This is a genomic window from Micromonospora sp. HB375, from assembly GCF_017872985.1.
Taxonomy (GTDB): Bacteria; Actinomycetota; Actinomycetes; order Mycobacteriales; family Micromonosporaceae; genus Micromonospora; species Micromonospora chalcea.
This window is the reverse complement of the sequence record NZ_JAGGJO010000001.1, coordinates 5,928,449-5,944,443: the sequence shown is the minus strand read 5'-3', so window position 1 is coordinate 5,944,443 and position 15,995 is coordinate 5,928,449. Positions and strand designations below refer to the sequence as shown.

Here is a 15,995-nt window from a genome sequence, read left to right as displayed (position 1 = left end):
TGGTGTCACGGGCGGGGGAGAGCCGCCTCGATCAGCGCGTTCTGCTCGACCTCGTGCATCTTCGCCGAGCCCACCGCCGGGGCGGCGGCGGCCGGCCGGGAGATGCGGCGCAGCCGGACCTCGGGCAGGTGCTCCAGCAGGTTGAGCGCGACGAACGACCAGGCGCCCTGGTTGGCCGGCTCCTCCTGGACCCAGGCGAAGTCCTCGGCGTTCGGGTACTGCGCGAGCGCGGCCCGGACCTCCTCGACGGGCAGCGGGTAGAGCTGCTCCATCCGGATGATCGCGGTGTCCGTCACGCCCCGCTCCTGCCGGGCCTGGAACAGGTCGTAGTAGACCTTGCCCGAGCAGAGCAGCACCCGCTTCACCTGCTCCGGCGCCGGAGCCGCGGTGTCGGCCAGCACGGGCTGGAACGTCCCGGTGGTGAAGTCCTCGACCGGCGACACGCAGAGCTTGTGCCGCAGCAGCGACTTCGGCGTGAACACCACCAGCGGCTTGCGCTTGGGCGACATGGCCTGGCGGCGCAGCAGGTGGAAGTAGTTCGCCGGGGTGGTCGGGATGGCCACCCGCATGTTGTCCTCGGCGCAGAGCTGGAGGAACCGCTCCGGGCGGCCGGACGTGTGGTCCGGGCCCTGGCCCTCGTGGCCGTGCGGCAGCAGCAGCGTCACCGCGGAGCGCTGACCCCACTTCACCTCGCCGGACGAGATGAACTCGTCGATCACCGACTGGGCGCCGTTGACGAAGTCACCGAACTGGGCCTCCCAGGCCACCAGCGCGTTGATGTTCTCCACCGAGTAGCCGTACTCGAAGCCCATGGCCGCGTACTCGGAGAGCAGCGAGTCGTGGACGAAGAAGCGCGACCGCTCGCCGTCGGCGGTGAGCGACATCAGCGGCAGGTAGTCCTCGCCGGTCTTGGCGTCGACCACCGAGGCGTGCCGCTGGACGAACGTGCCGCGGCGCGAGTCCTGCCCGGCGAGCCGGACGGTGACGCCGTCGTGCAGCAGCGTGCCGAACGCGATGATCTCGGCGAAGCCCCAGTCGATGCCGCCCTCGACGGACATCTTGCGGCGCCGCTCCAGCAGCTGCTGGATCCGCTTGTGCGGGGTGAAGCCCTCCGGCAGGTTGACGTGCGCCTCGCCGATCGCCTTGACCACCGCGGCGTCGGTGGCGGTGTCGACATGCGGCTCCGGCTCCTCCTCCCGCGGCGGGCGGCTGAGCTGACGCGGTGTGGTCGCGGCGTCCCGGGTGGCCTTGAAGACCCGCTCCAGCTGCCCCTGGTAGTCGCGCAGCAGCTCCTCCGCGTCCTCCACGGTGATGTCGCCGCGCCCGATCAGCTCCTCGGTGTAGAGCTTCCGGACCGACCGCTTGGAGTCGATGATCTTGTACATCTCCGGGTTGGACATCGACGGGTCGTCGCCCTCGTTGTGCCCGCGCCGGCGGTAGCAGACCATGTCGATCACGACGTCCTTGTTGAACGCCTGCCGGTACTCGAACGCGAGGCGGGCCACCCGGACCACTGCCTCCGGGTCGTCGCCGTTCACGTGGAAGATCGGCGCCTGGATCATCCGGGCCACGTCGGTGCTGTAGAGGCTGGACCGGCTGTACTCCGGGGCGGTGGTGAAGCCGACCTGGTTGTTGACGACCACGTGCACGGTGCCGCCGGTGCGGTAGCCGCGCAGCTGGGACAGGTTGAGCGTCTCGGCGACCACACCCTGGCCGGCGAAGGCGGCGTCACCGTGCACCGCCAGCGGCAGCACGGTGTAGCCCTCCAGCTTGAGGTCGATCCGGTCCTGCTTGGCCCGGACTATCCCCTCCAGCACCGGGTCGACGGCCTCCAGGTGCGACGGGTTCGCCACCACCGACACCTTGACCGCGTGCTCGCCGTCCGGAGTGGTGAACTTGCCGTTCTGGCCGAGGTGGTACTTCACATCGCCCGAGCCCTGGGTGGAGCGCGGGTCGAGGTGCCCCTCGAACTCGGAGAAGATCTTCTCGTACGGCTTGCCGACGATGTTCGCCAGCACGTTGAGCCGGCCGCGGTGGGCCATGCCGATGACGACCTCGTCCAGCCCGGCCTCGGCGGAGCACTCCAGCACCTCGCCGAGCAGCGGGATCAGCGACTCGCCGCCCTCCAGCGAGAAGCGCTTCTGGCCGACGTACTTGGTCTGCAGGAACGTCTCGAACGCCTCGGCGGCGTTGAGCCGGTTCAGCACGTGCTTCTGCTCGTCCTGGCTCGGCTTCTCGTACTTGCGCTCGACCCGCTCCTGGATCCAGCGCCGCTCCTCCGGGTCCTGGATGTGCATGTACTCGATGCCGACGCGGCGGCAGTACGAGTCGCGCAGCACGCCGAGGATCGAGCGCAGCTTCATCCGCTGCTGGCCGGCGAAGCCGTTGACCGGGAAGACGCGGTCGAGGTCCCAGAGCGTGAGCCCGTGCTGGAGGACGTCCAGGTCCGGGTGCTTCCGGATCTTGAACTCCAGCGGGTCGGTGTCGGCCATCAGGTGGCCGCGCACCCGGTACGCGTGGATCAGCTCGTGCACCCGCGCGGTCTTGTTGATCTGGCCTTCGCTGTCGACTGCGACGTCGCGCATCCAGCGCACCGGCTCGTACGGGATGCGCAGCGAGGTGAAGATGTCGTCGTAGAAGCCGCGCTCACCGAGCAGCAGCTCGTGCATGACCTTCAGGAACTCGCCGGACTGCGCGCCCTGGATGATCCGGTGGTCGTACGTGCTGGTCAGCGTGATGACCTTGCTGACCGCGTTCTCGGCCAGGGTGGCCTCGCTCATGCCCTGGTAGGGGGCCGGGTACTCCATCGCGCCGACGCCGATGATGGCGCTCTGCCCCTGCATCAGGCGCGGGATCGAGTGCACGGTGCCGATGCCGCCCGGGTTGGTGAGCGAGATCGTGGTGCCGGAGTAGTCCTCCATGGTCAGCTCGTTGCGGCGGGCGCGCCGGACCACGTCCTCGTACGCCTGCCAGAACTGCCGGAAGTCCATCTGCTCGCAGCCCTTGATGGACGGCACCACCAGGTTGCGCGAGCCGTCCGGCTTGACCAGGTCGATCGCGATGCCCAGGTTGACGTGCTCCGGGCGGACCATCGCCGGCTTGCCGTCGACCTCGGCGAAGGAGTTGTTCATCTCCGGGTGCTCGACGACGGCGCGCACGAGCGCGTACCCGATCAGGTGGGTGAAGCTGACCTTGCCACCGCGACCCCGGGTCAGGTGGTTGTTGATCACGATGCGGTTGTCGACGAGCAGCTTGGCCGGGACGGCGCGCACGCTGGTGGCGGTCGGGACCGACAGCGACGCGTCCATGTTCTGCACGATCTTGGCGGCGACGCCGCGCAGCGTCGTGGTGCCGGCGGCGCTCGCGGTCGGTGCCTTGGCGGCCGGCTTGGCCGGGGCGGACTTCTTGGCCGGCTCAGGCGCCTTCGCCGCCGGCTTCGCCGCGGGCCTGGCCGGGGCGGCCGCCTTCGGCTCGGCCTTGGCGGGGGCCGCCTTGGCGGGCTGCTCCTTGACCGTGGTCACTGCTTCCTGCTGCTCGGCCGGCTCCGGCTTCGCGGCCGGCTTGGCCTGCCCCTCCGGGCGCGGCGTGGCGGCGCCCGGGGCCGGCCGGTAGTCGGCGAAGAAGTCGTGCCAGGCCGAATCGACGCTCGAGGGGTCGGCGAGGTAGCGCTGGTACATCTCCTCGACGATCCACTCGTTCGGGCCGAAACCCGCCAGTGGGTTCTCCTGCGAAGTCTGCTGGGTCGACACGGCCGCTAATCGCCTCTTTCACGCGGTTGTGAATGTCACGGTGGCCCCCGGTGACCCCCGGTTGCCGACGCTGGGTAAACCGATGCCAAGGCTACGCCGTGCGCTGGGCGCAGGCATTCTCGCCTCCGGCTGGTGGTCCGTTTCACAGAAGATGCCAGAAGTTCGGCAAACGCTGCGTGATCCGGCGACTCCTGCTAGACGGCGAAGGCCCCGGCCGGTGACGGGTGTCACCGGCCGGGGCCCGGCCTGAGCGCGAGGTCAGGAGATGTCGCGCTTGCGGATCGTGGCGACGCCGATCGCGCCGGCCACCACCGCGTACCCGATCAGCACCAGCGCGCCCGCCCACTGCGGCGGGTTGCCCGGGATGTTGGTGTCGCCGCCCACCATGAGCCCGGAGGCCAGCGACGGAACCAGCAGCTGGAGCTTGTTGATCCAGTCGCCGTACCGCGAGGCGAGCAGGCTCAGCACGATCGCCGCGCCGATCGCGCCACCCAGGTAGAACAGGATGCCGGTCACGGTGGCGCCGATCTGGCTGCGGATCAGCACGCCGAGCCCGACGCCGAGCACCGACCAGAGCACGTAGGCCAGGCCGTTGAGCGCGATCGCCCGCCAGATCGCCCCGCTGCCGAGCTGCGAGCCGACGTCCACCGAGCTGAGGATCAGCGGCGCGGTGATCAGGTTCAGCACCGTGGTGACGACCCAGAACAGCAGCGCCAGCACGCCAGCCGCGGCCAGTTTGGCCAGCATCACCGCGGTGCGGTGCGGCGCGGTGAGGAACGTGGTGGTCACCGTCTGGTGGAAGAACTCGCTGGTCACCACCACGATGCCGAGCAGCAGCACGATGAGCAGGCCGAAGAACTGGCCGTTGGTGTAGAGGTTGGCCGCCAGGTTGTCGGCGGCCGAGATGGCCTGCAACTGGTCGGACTGCTCGGCCGGCACCTCGCCGAAGTCCCCGCCGGCCAGCGCCTCGGTCTGCAGCCAGTTGAAGAACAGCGTGAGCGCCCACAGCGCCAGGCTGATCAGCCCGAAGATCCACCACGTGCTGGTGGTACGGATCTTGAGCAGTTCGGATCGGACAAGCGTCATCGGATCTCCGCCTTTCCGGCCGTCAGCTCCAGGAAGACCCCTTCGAGGTCGGGCCGCTCGGTGGTCAGCTCGTGCAGCTCGACCTTGGCGGCCAGCGCGAGGCGGCCCACGGTCGGGGCGTCCACGCCGCTGACCAGCAGCGCGCCGTGCGGGTCGGCGTCGACGGTGGCGGACTGCTCGCGCAGCACCGTGGCCAGCTCGTCGGCCTGCGGGGTGCGCACCCGCACCCGGACGCCGTGCGTCATCGACGCCATCACCTGGTCGACCGGACCCTGCCGGACCAGCTTGCCGGCCGCGATGATCACCACGTCGTCGGCGAGCAGCTGCATCTCGGAGAGCAGGTGGCTGGAGACCAGCACCGTACGACCCTCGGCGGCGAGACCCTTGAGGAAACCGCGCATCCAGCGGATGCCCTCCGGGTCCAGGCCGTTGGCCGGCTCGTCCAGGATCAGCACCTGCGGGTTGCCGAGCATCGCCGCGGCGATGCCGAGGCGCTGCTTCATGCCCAGCGAGTAGCCCTTGAACTTGCGCTTCGCCGCGGGCGAGAGCCCCACCAGGGCGAGCGCCTCGTCGGCGCGCTCCTTCGGCAGCCCGGCCGCCGCGCAGATCACCCGCAGGTGGTTGATGCCGGTGCGGCCCTTGTGCGCGCTGGACGCCTCCAGCACCGCGCCCACCGTGCGCAGCGGGTCGGGCAGGTCGGCGTACCGGCTGCCGCCGATGGTCGCCGTGCCGGCACTCGGCGTCACCAGGTTCAGCAGCATGCGCAGCGTGGTCGTCTTACCGGCGCCGTTCGGGCCGAGGAAGCCGGTGACCCGGCCCGGCTCGACGGTGAACGACAGGTTGTCCACCGCGCGGACGGTCTTGTATTGCTTGGTCAGGCCGGACACGATGATCTGGCCGGTCCCGGCACTGGGGCGTGGCTGCCCGTCGGACATCATTCTCCTCTCCTGCCCCGGCGGGCATGACGCGCGCCGGTGGGGGCGCTGTTGCGGGGGCGCCCCGCAACAGCCTTCCAACCCGGCGCAAGGGGGTCAATCAGGCGGGACGTGTACGCGCCGTCCTCCTCAGGTAGGACATCAGGCGGTCGCCAGCGCCACCCAGGTGGCCCGGGCGCGGCCGAGCAATGCGCCGTCCGCACCGTACAGGCTGGTGTGCACCTCCGCCTTCCGCCCCTCGCCGCCCACCGCGAGGCCGGTCACCACGCACTCGTCGCCGGGTCGTGGCAGCGCCGTGACCTGTGCGGCGATCCGCCCCAGGACGTACGGGCGGCCGGGCGCGAGCACCGCCCAGCCACCGGGGCAGTCCAGCGCCGCCCACACCGTCGCGGGCGTCACCTCGGCCGGGGCGCGGAACGGCGCGGCGGTCCGCCCGTCCGGCAGCCGCCCCGGGAAGATCCGCAGGCCGTCCGGGTGCGCCGGGCCGCAGACGAAGCAGCGGGGAAACGGGTGGTCCAGCAGACCGGGGTACGCCCGCGCGGCGTCGGCCGCCGTCGCCCGGTCCACCGGCGGCACCACCGCCTCGACCGCCTCCACCCGGCGTACCTGGGCGATCAACTGGCCGTCCGGGTCGCGTACCTCGCCGTCGGCGGCGGTCAGCGGGGTCTCCAGCGGCGGCGGCCGGCGCAACGTGACCTCCACCGGCCCCCGGTCGTCGATCAGCGCGGCGAAGATCCCGGCGCTCCAGCCGCCGTTGCCCGAACCGTCCGGTCCCTGGAACCGGGCCTCGACCAGCATGCGCACCTCCGGGTTCACCTCCGCCGGCGTCCTCGCCGGCGTCCGGCAGCCTCGCACACACCCGCGCCGCACCGGCCGTCCCGGTGCGCACGACGCCGCCGACCGGCGTTCACCGGATCGACACCCCTCACCCCGCCCGGTGGCAACCCACGGCACCTACACAGGAGCCATGGCCGTTCTGCACGCCGCTGGCGCACCGCTCACGACCAGCGGTTACACCCTGCTGATCGCCGACGACCCGACACTGGTCGCGGCCGCGCAACGCCTGCGCCACGAGGTGTTCGCCGGCGAACTCGGCGCCACAGTGCCGAGCGCCGTCACCGGGCTCGACTCCGACGAGTTCGACGCGCACTGCGACCACCTGGTGGTGCTGCGCGAAGGCACCGCCGAGGTCGTCGGCACGTACCGGCTGCTGCCACCCGGCCGCACCGCACGCCGGTACGCCGACGGCGAGTTCGACCTGCGCCCGCTCGCCCCGCTCCGCGACGACCTGGTCGAGGCGGGCCGCTCGTGCGTGCACCCGGACCACCGGACCGGCGCCGTGATCAACCTGATGTGGGCCGGGATCTGCCGCTACCTGCATCTGCGCGGCTCCCGCTGGCTCGGCGGCTGCGCCTCGGTGCCGGTCACCGACGGCTGGGTCGCCGCCGCTGCGGTGTGGGCCGAGGTCAGCGCCCGGCACCTGGCCCCGCCGGCGCTGCGGGTCACCCCGCGCCGACCCTGGTTCGCCGAGGCGCCCGCCGCCGACCCGGGCGCGCTCACCCCCCGCCGAACGCCGGGCGCTCGTGCCGCCGCTGCTGCGCGGCTACCTGCGGCTCGGCGCCTGGGTGGCCGGTGAGCCGGCGTACGACAGCGACTTCGGCTGCGCCGACTTCTACGTGCTGTTCTCGCTCGACCGGATGAACGCGCGCTACCTGCGGCACTTCCTCGGCGGCGGCTCGTGACCGCCGCTGCTCCTCCGCGTGGCAGGGCCGCGGCCGGTCCCGTCGGGGGCGTGGCCGGTCGTGCCGGGGGCGGGCCGGGGGAGGGCCTGTGGCGGCCCGCGTCGGGCTGCGGGCCGGACTGCCTGCCGCCGCCCACCACCCCGGAGGTGTCGCGCCTGCGCCGGGCGGGACGGCTGCTCGGCGTACTCGGAATGCTGCTGGCCGGGGCCGGCCTGGCCGCGCTCCTGCCGCTGCTGCCGGCGGCGCGTGGGCGGGCCGCGACGCGCGGCTGGGCGCGGTGGACGCTGCGTACCCTCGGGGTGCGGCTGGTGGCCCGGGGCCGGGCGCCGCGCGGCCGGGCGTTGCTGGTCGCCAACCACGTCTCGTGGCTGGACGTCCTGGCGGTGCTGGCGGTCTCGCCGGCCCGGATGCTGGCCAAACGCGAGGTGCGGCGCTGGCCGGTGGTGGGTGCGCTCGCCGCCGCGGCGGGCACCGTGTTCGTGGACCGGTCCCGCCCGCGCGACCTGCCCGCCACCGTCGCGCGCGTGGCCGAGTCGCTGCGCTCCGGGCGGCCGGTGGCGGTCTTCCCGGAGGGTACGACCTGGTGCGGCGCCGCCACCGACTGTCGCCCGGCCGGTGGCTTCCGCCCGGCGATGTTCCAGGCCGCCGTGGCCACCGGCACGCCGGTGGTGCCGCTGGACCTCGCCTACCGGTACGGCGGTGACCCGGGCACGCTCGCCGCCTTCCTCGGCGAGGAGACGCTGTGGGCCTCGATGCGCCGGGTGCTCGCCGCCCGGGGCCTGACCGTGGTCGTGACGGTGCGGGCCGCGCTGTACCCGGTGCCGGGGGCGGATCGTAGGGCGCTGGCCCGGGCCGCCGAGGCCGCGATCCGCCCGACCCCGCCCGGCCGCAGGCCTTACCGGCGCGCGCGTCGCGCCGGACCGTCAGAGATCTTGGAAGCAAACGGCCGTCATGAGGACCTTTTGCTTCCAAGATCTACCGGCTGCGGGCGGACGAGGGGGCGAACGGGCGTCGGAGACGCGACACAGTCGCGATAGGCGCTTGTTCAGTCGCGATGTATCGCGTTACGCTCCTCGTGTTACTCGACGTGCCGTCGGTCGGTACGTCGTCGAGGGGAGGACGCCATGACCAACTGGACGGTCGACAGCCCGCAGCGGATCACGGTGGACGAGCCGGTCACCCGGCTCGACGTCCGGCTGGTCAGCGGCCGGCTCAACGTGGTCGCCACGGACGGCCCGGCACGGGTCGACGTCACCCGGATCGGCCGGCGGCCACTCCTGGTCGAGATGCGCGACGGCCGGCTGACCGTCCAGCACGAGCGGCCGACCCGGTGGCCGGGCGTGCTCTGGTCCTTCGGCGGCTTCCACCGCCGGTATCGCGCCGAGGTGTCGGTCGCCGTACCGGCCGAGGTCCTCGCCGACCTGCACCTGGTGGACGGCACGCTCGTCGCCTCCGGCCTGCGCGGGGACACCAGGGTCGACGTCACGTCCGGCGAGGTCACGCTGCGGGGGTTGCGGGGACGCACCAGCGCCAAGGTCATCTCCGGCCCGGTCGAGGCGCTCGGCATCGGCGGCGACCTCGACCTGGAGACGGTCTCCGGTGAGCTGATCCTCGCCGACAGCGCGCCCGAGCGGGTACGCGCCCACGCCGTCTCCGGCTCGATCACCTGCGACCTGGACAACCCGCGGGGCAGCGAGATCCGGCTCAGCGCCATCTCCGGCAGCATCACCGTACGGGTCCGCGAGGACAGCGACCTCACGGTGCACCTGCACACCACCGCCGGCAAGATCACCAGCGGCTTTCCGCAGGTGGACGGCGGGCAGCGGGGCTTCGGTTCGATCAAGGACAGCCACGGAGTGCTCGGCGGCGGTACGGGTAGGCTCTGGGCCTCCGCGACCTCCGGCAGCATCGCGCTGCTCGCCCGCCCGGTCGCGACCGCCGAGGACGTGGAGGAGCTGCCGTGACCGCCGTGTTCAGCCACGGCCGGCTCCGGCTCTACCTGCTGAAGCTGCTCGACGACGGCCCGAAGCACGGATACGAGCTGATCCGCCTGCTGGAGGACCGCTTCCTCGGCCTGTACGCGCCCAGCGCCGGCACCATCTACCCCCGTCTGCAACGGATGGAGGCGGAGGGCCTGGTCACGCACACCGCCGTGGGCGGCCGCAAGGTCTACGAGATCACCGAGGCGGGCCGCGCCGAACTGCGGCAGCGCGCCGACGAGCTGTCGACCCTGGAGGCCGACATCGGCGCCGCGGTCGAGGACCTGTCCGCGCTGGCCGGTGAGATCCACAACGAGGTACGCGGCTCGGTCCGCGACCTGAAGCGCGAACTGCGCGAGGTGGCCCGGCAGACCCGGCAGGGCGCGTGGACGGCCTCCGCCACGGCCCGTCCGGCGGGCGACGGGGGATCGGCCCGTCCGGACGACTCGCCGCTGCTCGCCGAGTTCGACAAGCGGCTGGCCGCGTTCACGGTCGAGGTCGGCGCGCTGGTGCGGGCGCGGCGGCTCAGTGACAACCAGCTCCGGACCGCGATCCGGATGCTCGACGGAGCGGCCGAAGGGCTGCGGCGACTGTTCCGCTGATCTCACAGGTTGTTTCCAGGATCCACCCAGCGTGGCCGCAGCCGGAGCGCGGATGATGGGGCCCATGGCGGCTACCCAGACGGAGGCTCGACTGCTCGTGGTCGAGGACGATCCCAACATCCTCGAACTGCTCTCCGCGAGCCTGCGTTTCGCGGGCTTCGACGTGGCCACCGCGACCAGCGGCAGCGCCGCGCTGAACGCGGCCAAGGACCACCGGCCCGACCTGGTGGTGCTGGACGTGATGCTGCCCGACCTGGACGGCTTCGAGGTCATCCGGATGCTCCGCGAGGGCGGCACCCGTACCCCGGTGGTCTTCCTGACCGCGCGCGACGCCACCGACGACAAGATCCGCGGGCTCACCCTGGGCGGCGACGACTACGTCACCAAGCCGTTCAGCCTGGAGGAGCTGACCGCCCGGATCCGGGCCGTGCTGCGGCGCACCGCGACCGGCGACCAGACCCCGTCCCGGCTCACCTTCGCCGACCTGGAGCTGGACGAGGAGACGCACGAGGTGCACCGCGCCGGTCAGCGGGTGCAGCTCTCGCCGACCGAGTTCAAGCTGCTGCGCTACCTGATGCTCAACGCCAACCGGGTGCTCAGCAAGGCGCAGATCCTCGACCACGTCTGGAACTACGACTTCCGCGGTGACGACAACATCGTCGAGTCGTACATCTCGTATCTGCGCCGCAAGGTCGACAACACCCAGCCGCGGCTGATCCACACGCTCCGGGGAGTGGGTTACGTGCTACGCAAGCCGGCGGCGTGAACGTCGTCCACGACGCGAAGGGCAGGCTGCGCAGCGTCCCGCTCCGGCTGAAGCTCGTCGCCTCCGTCCTCGCGCTCGTGGCTGCGGCCCTGGTGGTGATCAGCGTGTCTACCGCCTATTTCCTGCGCAGCTATCTCGTCGGGCAGATCGATACCGAGCTGAGCGACTCGGTGAACCGGTTCGAGTCGATCCCGCCGACCGGTATCACGTTGCCCAGCGACTACCTCGTGGTGCTGACCAGCCGGGGCAGCGGAGAGGTCGACGGCGGAATCGCCTACGACACGGATCGGTTCCAGGAGCGGGACCTGCCGAGCTGGCCCACGGAGGTGAGCGGGTTCCGGAAACTGGAGGGAGATCCGTTCACCGTTCGGGCGCGCGACAGCTCGGTCCGCTGGCGGGTGCTCTACACCCAGTTGCCGAACGGGCAGATGGCGTTGATCGGGGAACATCTGACCGACGTCGACATGGCCGTTCGACAGCTCGTCTGGATCGACCTTCTGGTCGGGGGCGCGGTGCTGATCTCGCTGGCGTCCGTCGGCGCCGGAATCGTCCGTACCAGCCTGAAGCCGCTGGTGGAGATAGAGCGTACGGCGGCGGCCATCGCCGGCGGCGACCTGACCCGGCGCGTGCCCGACCCGGAGATGGGACGGCCGTGCCCGACCTCGGAGCTGGGTCGCCTGTCCCGGGCGCTGAACGCGATGCTGGCGCAGATCGAGGCCGCGTTCACCGCGCGGGCGGCCTCCGAGGCGGCGGCGCGCAGCGCCGAGATGGGCGCGCGGGACGCGGCCGCGTACGCGCAGGCGTCGGAGGCGCGGGCCCGCCGGTCCGAGGAGCGGATGCGGCAGTTCATCGCCGACGCCTCGCACGAGCTGCGGACGCCGTTGACCACGATCCGGGGCTTCGCCGAGCTGTACCGGCAGGGCGCGGCGCGCGCGCCGGAGCAGACCGCCGACCTGCTGCGCCGCATCGAGGACGAGGCGGCCCGGATGGGGCTGCTGGTGGAGGACCTGCTGCTGCTGGCGCGGATGGACCGGGAACGGCCGATCGCGCTGGCCCCGGTCGAGCTGCCGGTGCTGGCCTCGGACGCGGTGGAGGCGGCCCGGGTGGTCGCCCCGGACCGGCGGATCGAGCTGGAGCGGGACCCGGGCGCGGGCCCGCTGGTGGTGCTCGGCGACGACGCCCGGCTGCGCCAGGTGATCGGCAACCTGATGACGAACGCGCTCACCCACACCCCACCGGACGCCTCGGTGACGCTGCGGCTGCGGGCGGAGGCGGGCAACCTCGCCGTGGTGGAGGTGGCGGACACCGGTCCCGGCCTCACGCCGGAGCAGGCCGAGCGGGTCTTCGAACGGTTCTACCGGGTGGACGCCGCCCGTACCCGGCGGGCCGGCGGGCCGATCAGCACCGGCCTCGGCCTGGCCATCGTGGCCGCGCTCGTGGCCGCGCACCACGGCACCGTCGAGGTGGACAAGACCCCCGGCGGCGGGGCGACGTTCCGGGTGAAGCTGCCGCTGCTGCCCGAGGCGCCCGAGCCGGGCGAGTGACGTTCAGAAAACTTCCAGGCGGATTCCAGGCTGATGACAGTGCCACAGGGAAAGCTGGGGGCATGACCGACCACGAGACCGATCCGCAGCGGTCGCCGGCCCCCGCCGACGCCGAGCCGTCGCACCACACCGCCGAGCTGCCCCGCGTCGAGAGCGGGACGTCGGACTCCTCGAACACCTCGAACACACCGGCCGCCGCGCCGGTTCCGGCCGACTCCCCGGCCGCCGGAACCACGGCGCAGGCCGGAACCACGAACCCGGCCGCTCCGCCGGCCGGCCCGTACCCGCCGCAGGGCGGGACGCCGTACCAGGCCGCGGCGCAGCAGCAGCACCCCTGGTACGGGCAGCAGCACCAGCAGCACGGCTGGGCCCAGCAGCAGAGCGGCTCGGGCTACCAGTCGGCGCCGCACAGCGGCGGGCCGGTCCCGTCGTACCAGGCGCAGCCGTACCAGGGACAGCACGGACAGCACGGGCAGCACGGCTACCAGCCGTACCAGGCCGGGCAGCCGACCCCGCCGTGGGGCACGCCGCAGCCGGCGCGGCCCAGCCGGGCCGGGAAGATCGTCGGCGTGGGCGCGCTGGCGCTGGCGCTGATGTTCGGCTCGGGCGTGGCCGGTGGCGCGCTGGCGCTCGCGCTCGACGGGGACGGCCCGACCCGCACCTACTCCGCCGCCCCGATCATCAACAGCGCCGACCTGCCCAAGATCGCGGCGTCCGTCCAGGACAGCATCGTCACGATCATGACGGGCAGCGGTGAGGGATCCGGGGTGATCCTCAGCGCCGACGGGTTCGTGCTGACGAACAACCACGTGGTGGCCGGCGCCGGTGGCGACACCGTCCGGGTGGTCTTCGCCAACGGCAAGAGCGCGACCGCCAAGATCGTCGGGACCGACCCGAAGACCGACCTCGCGGTGGTCCAGGCCAGCGGGGTCAGCGACCTGAAGGCGGCGAAGTTCGGCGACAGCGACGCCATGCAGGTCGGTGACCAGGTGCTCGCCCTGGGCAGCCCGCTCGGCCTGCAGGGCTCGGTCACCGCCGGCATCCTCAGCGCCCGCGACCGCACCATCCAGGCGGGCAGCGGCCAGCAGAACCCGCAGCAGGGCGCCAGCTCGATCTCCGGCCTGCTGCAGACCGACGCCCCGATCAACCCGGGCAACTCCGGCGGCGCGCTCGTCAACACCCGGGGCGAGGTGATCGGCATCAACACCGCCATCGCCACCGCCGGGCAGGGCAGCACCGGCAACATCGGCGTGGGCTTCGCCATCCCGAGCAACAAGGCCAAGGACGTGGCCGAGAAGCTCCAGCGCGGCGAGAAGATCAGCCACCCCTCGCTCGGGGTGAGCGTGAACGGCGCCGAGGACGGCGGCGCGCTCGTCGCCGCCGTCACTCCGGGCAGCCCCGCGGAGAAGGCCGGGCTCCAGCGCGGCGACGTGATCACCAAGTTCGGCGACAAGGTGATCAACGACTCGAACGATCTGGTCGGCGCGGTGCAGGCCGGCAAGGTCGGCGACCGGGTCGAGGTCGAGTACAAGCGAAACGGATCCGCCGAGACCGCAACCGTGACGCTCGCCGAGACGTCATAGTCCCCAAGACCTGCCTCCCTCCTGGGCGGCGGGCGACGGAGCCAAGGGGGTTGGCTCCGTCGCCCGCCGCCCGTCCTCTTTCTCACCCGGTGCGGGTGAGACCGGCTCACCCGCAACCGGGCCACGCTGGGGGCATGACCACCACGTCCACCGTGCGTACCGACCAGCAGATCCAGCGCGACGTCCTCGCCGAACTGGACTGGGACGCGCAGACCCGGGCCACCGACGTCGGCGTGACGGTCGCCGACGGCGTCGTCACGCTCACCGGGCGGGTGGACAGCTACGCGCGGCGGTGGGCCGTCGAGCGCTGCGCCCACCGGGTACGCGGGGTGCGCGCGGTCGCCAGCGACCTGGAGGTCGACCTGACCGCCACGGACCGGCGTACCGACGCCGACATCGCGATCGCGGCCGGCCGGGCGCTGGAGTGGGACAGCTTCGTGCCGGCCGAACGGCTGGACGTGACGGTCGCCGCCGGCTGGGTCATGCTCCGGGGCGAGGTCGAGTTCGGCTTCCAGCGCCGTACCGCCGAGCGTGAGCTGCGCCGGCTGCGCGGCGTACGCGGGGTGACGAACCTGATCGAGGTACGGCCCCCGGCCCCGCCCAGCGACGAGCAGCAGCGCCTCGACCTGCGCCGCCTGCTGCTGCGGCGGACCGGCACCGAGCGCATCGACGCCCGGGTCGACGGCGACACTGTGGTGCTCGACGGCGTCGTGGGCGCCTGGTGGCAGCGCGAGGAGGCGGAACGGGCCGCGTGGGCCCTGCCGGGCGTACGTGAGGTGCACGTCGGGATCGTGGTGTCCGGCTGAGCCGACGGCGTGTCGTTTACCGCGGGCCGGGCCGGGAACCCGCGACCCAGCGGGTACGCCGGGGACCGAGCGGGGAGGACTCGTGGCCGTGAACCAGCAGTCCTCGGAGCGCTGGCGGGCCGGGCCGCTGCGGATCGCGATGGTGGTGCCGCCCTGGCTGTCGGTGCCGCCGCCCGGCTACGGCGGGCTGGAGACGCTGGTCGCGGGACTGGTCGACGCGCTCGTCGAGCGGGGGCACGCGGTGACGCTGTTCGGGGCGGGGACCGGGCACGGCACCTCGGCCGACTTCGTCTCCACCTGCGACGAGCTGCAGTACGAGCGGATGGGCGAGTCGCTGCCCGAGCTGGCGCACCTGGCCCACGTCGACCGCCTGATCGGCCCGGCGGACTTCGATCTGGTGCACGACCACAGCACGATCGGCCCGCTGGTGGCCGGACGCCGCCGGGTGCCCACTGTCGCGACCGTGCACGGCAACCCGGTGGGCGAGTACGGCACCGTGCTCGGCAACACCGACCGGGGGGTGGGCCTGGTCGCGATCTCGCACGCGCAGCGCCGGGCGAATCCGGGGCTGCCCTGGGCCGGCACCGTGCACAACGCGATGCCGCTGCGGGACGTCCCGCGCAAGCGGGCGCCCGGGACGGGTCCGGTGCTCTGGCTGGCCCGGTTCAGCCCGGACAAGGGCCCGGACGTGGCGATCGCGGCGTGCCGGGCGGCCGGGCTGCCGCTCACGCTGGCCGGCAAGTGCAACGAGCCGGCCGAGCGCCGCTACCTGGAACAGGTGGTACGGCCGCTGCTGGGCGACGACGTCACGCTCGTGCTGAACGCCGACCGCGAGGCCGCGTGGCGGCTGCTGCTGGAGGCCCGTTGCCTGATCATGCCGATCCAGTGGGCGGAGCCGTTCGGCATGGTGATGGTGGAGGCGATGGCGACCGGCACCCCGGTGGTGGCGCTGCGCCGGGGCGCGGTGCCGGAGCTGGTCCGCTCCGGGGTCACCGGGTTCGTCTGCGACGACGCCGACGAGCTGCCGGCGGCGTTGTCGGCGGCAGTCGGCCTGGATCCGGCGGACTGCGTCGCGCATGTCGCGGAGAACTTCTCGGTGGAGCGGATGGCCGCCGACTACGAGGCGGTCTACCGGGGCTTCCTGGCCGCGCGAGCGGGCACACGGGCACCCCGGGCGGTCGCGCCCGCGGTCGCGGGCTGACC

The 15,995-nt window shown here is 72.6% G+C and carries 12 protein-coding genes and 1 pseudogene; 9 read left to right on the top strand and 4 right to left on the bottom strand.

What is annotated here, in order from left to right; genetic code table 11:
* Positions 1–5 precede the first annotated feature (5 nt).
* From J3R08_RS26240 to J3R08_RS26225, 4 genes are all read right to left on the bottom strand, one after another.
* Positions 6–3,749 (bottom strand): multifunctional oxoglutarate decarboxylase/oxoglutarate dehydrogenase thiamine pyrophosphate-binding subunit/dihydrolipoyllysine-residue succinyltransferase subunit, encoded by a 3,744-nt coding sequence (locus J3R08_RS26240; protein WP_209963084.1) that lies wholly within the window; start codon positions 3,747–3,749, stop codon positions 6–8.
* 258 nt (positions 3,750–4,007) lie between these two features.
* Entirely contained in the window at positions 4,008–4,835 is an 828-nt protein-coding gene (locus J3R08_RS26235; RefSeq protein ID WP_064447869.1) for an ABC transporter permease, read from the bottom strand.
* The gene (locus tag J3R08_RS26230; RefSeq protein ID WP_369799327.1) at positions 4,832–5,773 is read right to left on the bottom strand and encodes an ABC transporter ATP-binding protein; all 942 of its coding nucleotides are present in this window, start codon (positions 5,771–5,773) and stop codon (positions 4,832–4,834) included. The genes J3R08_RS26235 and J3R08_RS26230 overlap by 4 nt, the downstream gene beginning before the upstream one ends.
* Positions 5,774–5,911: 138 nt before the next feature.
* Positions 5,912–6,568, bottom strand: a complete 657-nt coding sequence (locus J3R08_RS26225; protein ID WP_187694276.1) for a hypothetical protein — start codon at positions 6,566–6,568, stop codon at positions 5,912–5,914.
* A gap of 169 nt (positions 6,569–6,737) precedes the next feature.
* Here J3R08_RS26225 and J3R08_RS26220 point away from each other — a divergent pair.
* The 9 genes and pseudogenes from J3R08_RS26220 (at position 6,738) to J3R08_RS26180 (ending at position 15,993) form a co-directional block, all read left to right on the top strand.
* Positions 6,738–7,512 (top strand): annotated as a pseudogene (locus tag J3R08_RS26220) (GNAT family N-acetyltransferase).
* Positions 7,513–7,562: 50 nt separating this feature from the next.
* Positions 7,563–8,549 (top strand): 1-acyl-sn-glycerol-3-phosphate acyltransferase, encoded by a 987-nt coding sequence (locus J3R08_RS26215; protein WP_209963082.1) that lies wholly within the window; start codon positions 7,563–7,565, stop codon positions 8,547–8,549.
* Between the two features lie 87 nt (positions 8,550–8,636).
* Positions 8,637–9,476 (top strand): DUF4097 family beta strand repeat-containing protein, encoded by an 840-nt coding sequence (locus tag J3R08_RS26210; RefSeq protein ID WP_043328551.1) that lies wholly within the window; start codon positions 8,637–8,639, stop codon positions 9,474–9,476.
* Positions 9,473–10,093, top strand: a complete 621-nt coding sequence (locus tag J3R08_RS26205) for a PadR family transcriptional regulator (protein WP_030503210.1) — start codon at positions 9,473–9,475, stop codon at positions 10,091–10,093. Before J3R08_RS26210 ends, J3R08_RS26205 begins: the two co-directional genes overlap by 4 nt.
* Positions 10,094–10,157: 64 nt before the next feature.
* Positions 10,158–10,859, top strand: coding sequence for a response regulator transcription factor (locus J3R08_RS26200; RefSeq protein WP_043328553.1), 702 nt, complete (start codon positions 10,158–10,160; stop codon positions 10,857–10,859).
* A complete protein-coding gene (locus tag J3R08_RS26195; RefSeq protein ID WP_113974702.1) occupies positions 10,856–12,403 on the top strand; it encodes a HAMP domain-containing sensor histidine kinase in 1,548 nt (515 codons plus the stop codon). The genes J3R08_RS26200 and J3R08_RS26195 overlap by 4 nt, the downstream gene beginning before the upstream one ends.
* Positions 12,404–12,465: 62 nt before the next feature.
* Positions 12,466–13,986, top strand: a complete 1,521-nt coding sequence (locus J3R08_RS26190; protein ID WP_069087369.1) for a trypsin-like peptidase domain-containing protein — start codon at positions 12,466–12,468, stop codon at positions 13,984–13,986.
* A 134-nt stretch (positions 13,987–14,120) separates the two neighbouring features.
* Positions 14,121–14,792, top strand: a complete 672-nt coding sequence (locus J3R08_RS26185) for a BON domain-containing protein (protein ID WP_104114516.1) — start codon at positions 14,121–14,123, stop codon at positions 14,790–14,792.
* A 139-nt stretch (positions 14,793–14,931) separates the two neighbouring features.
* Entirely contained in the window at positions 14,932–15,993 is a 1,062-nt protein-coding gene (locus tag J3R08_RS26180; protein WP_209964431.1) for a glycosyltransferase family 4 protein, read from the top strand.
* The last annotated feature ends 2 nt before the right edge of the window (positions 15,994–15,995 follow it).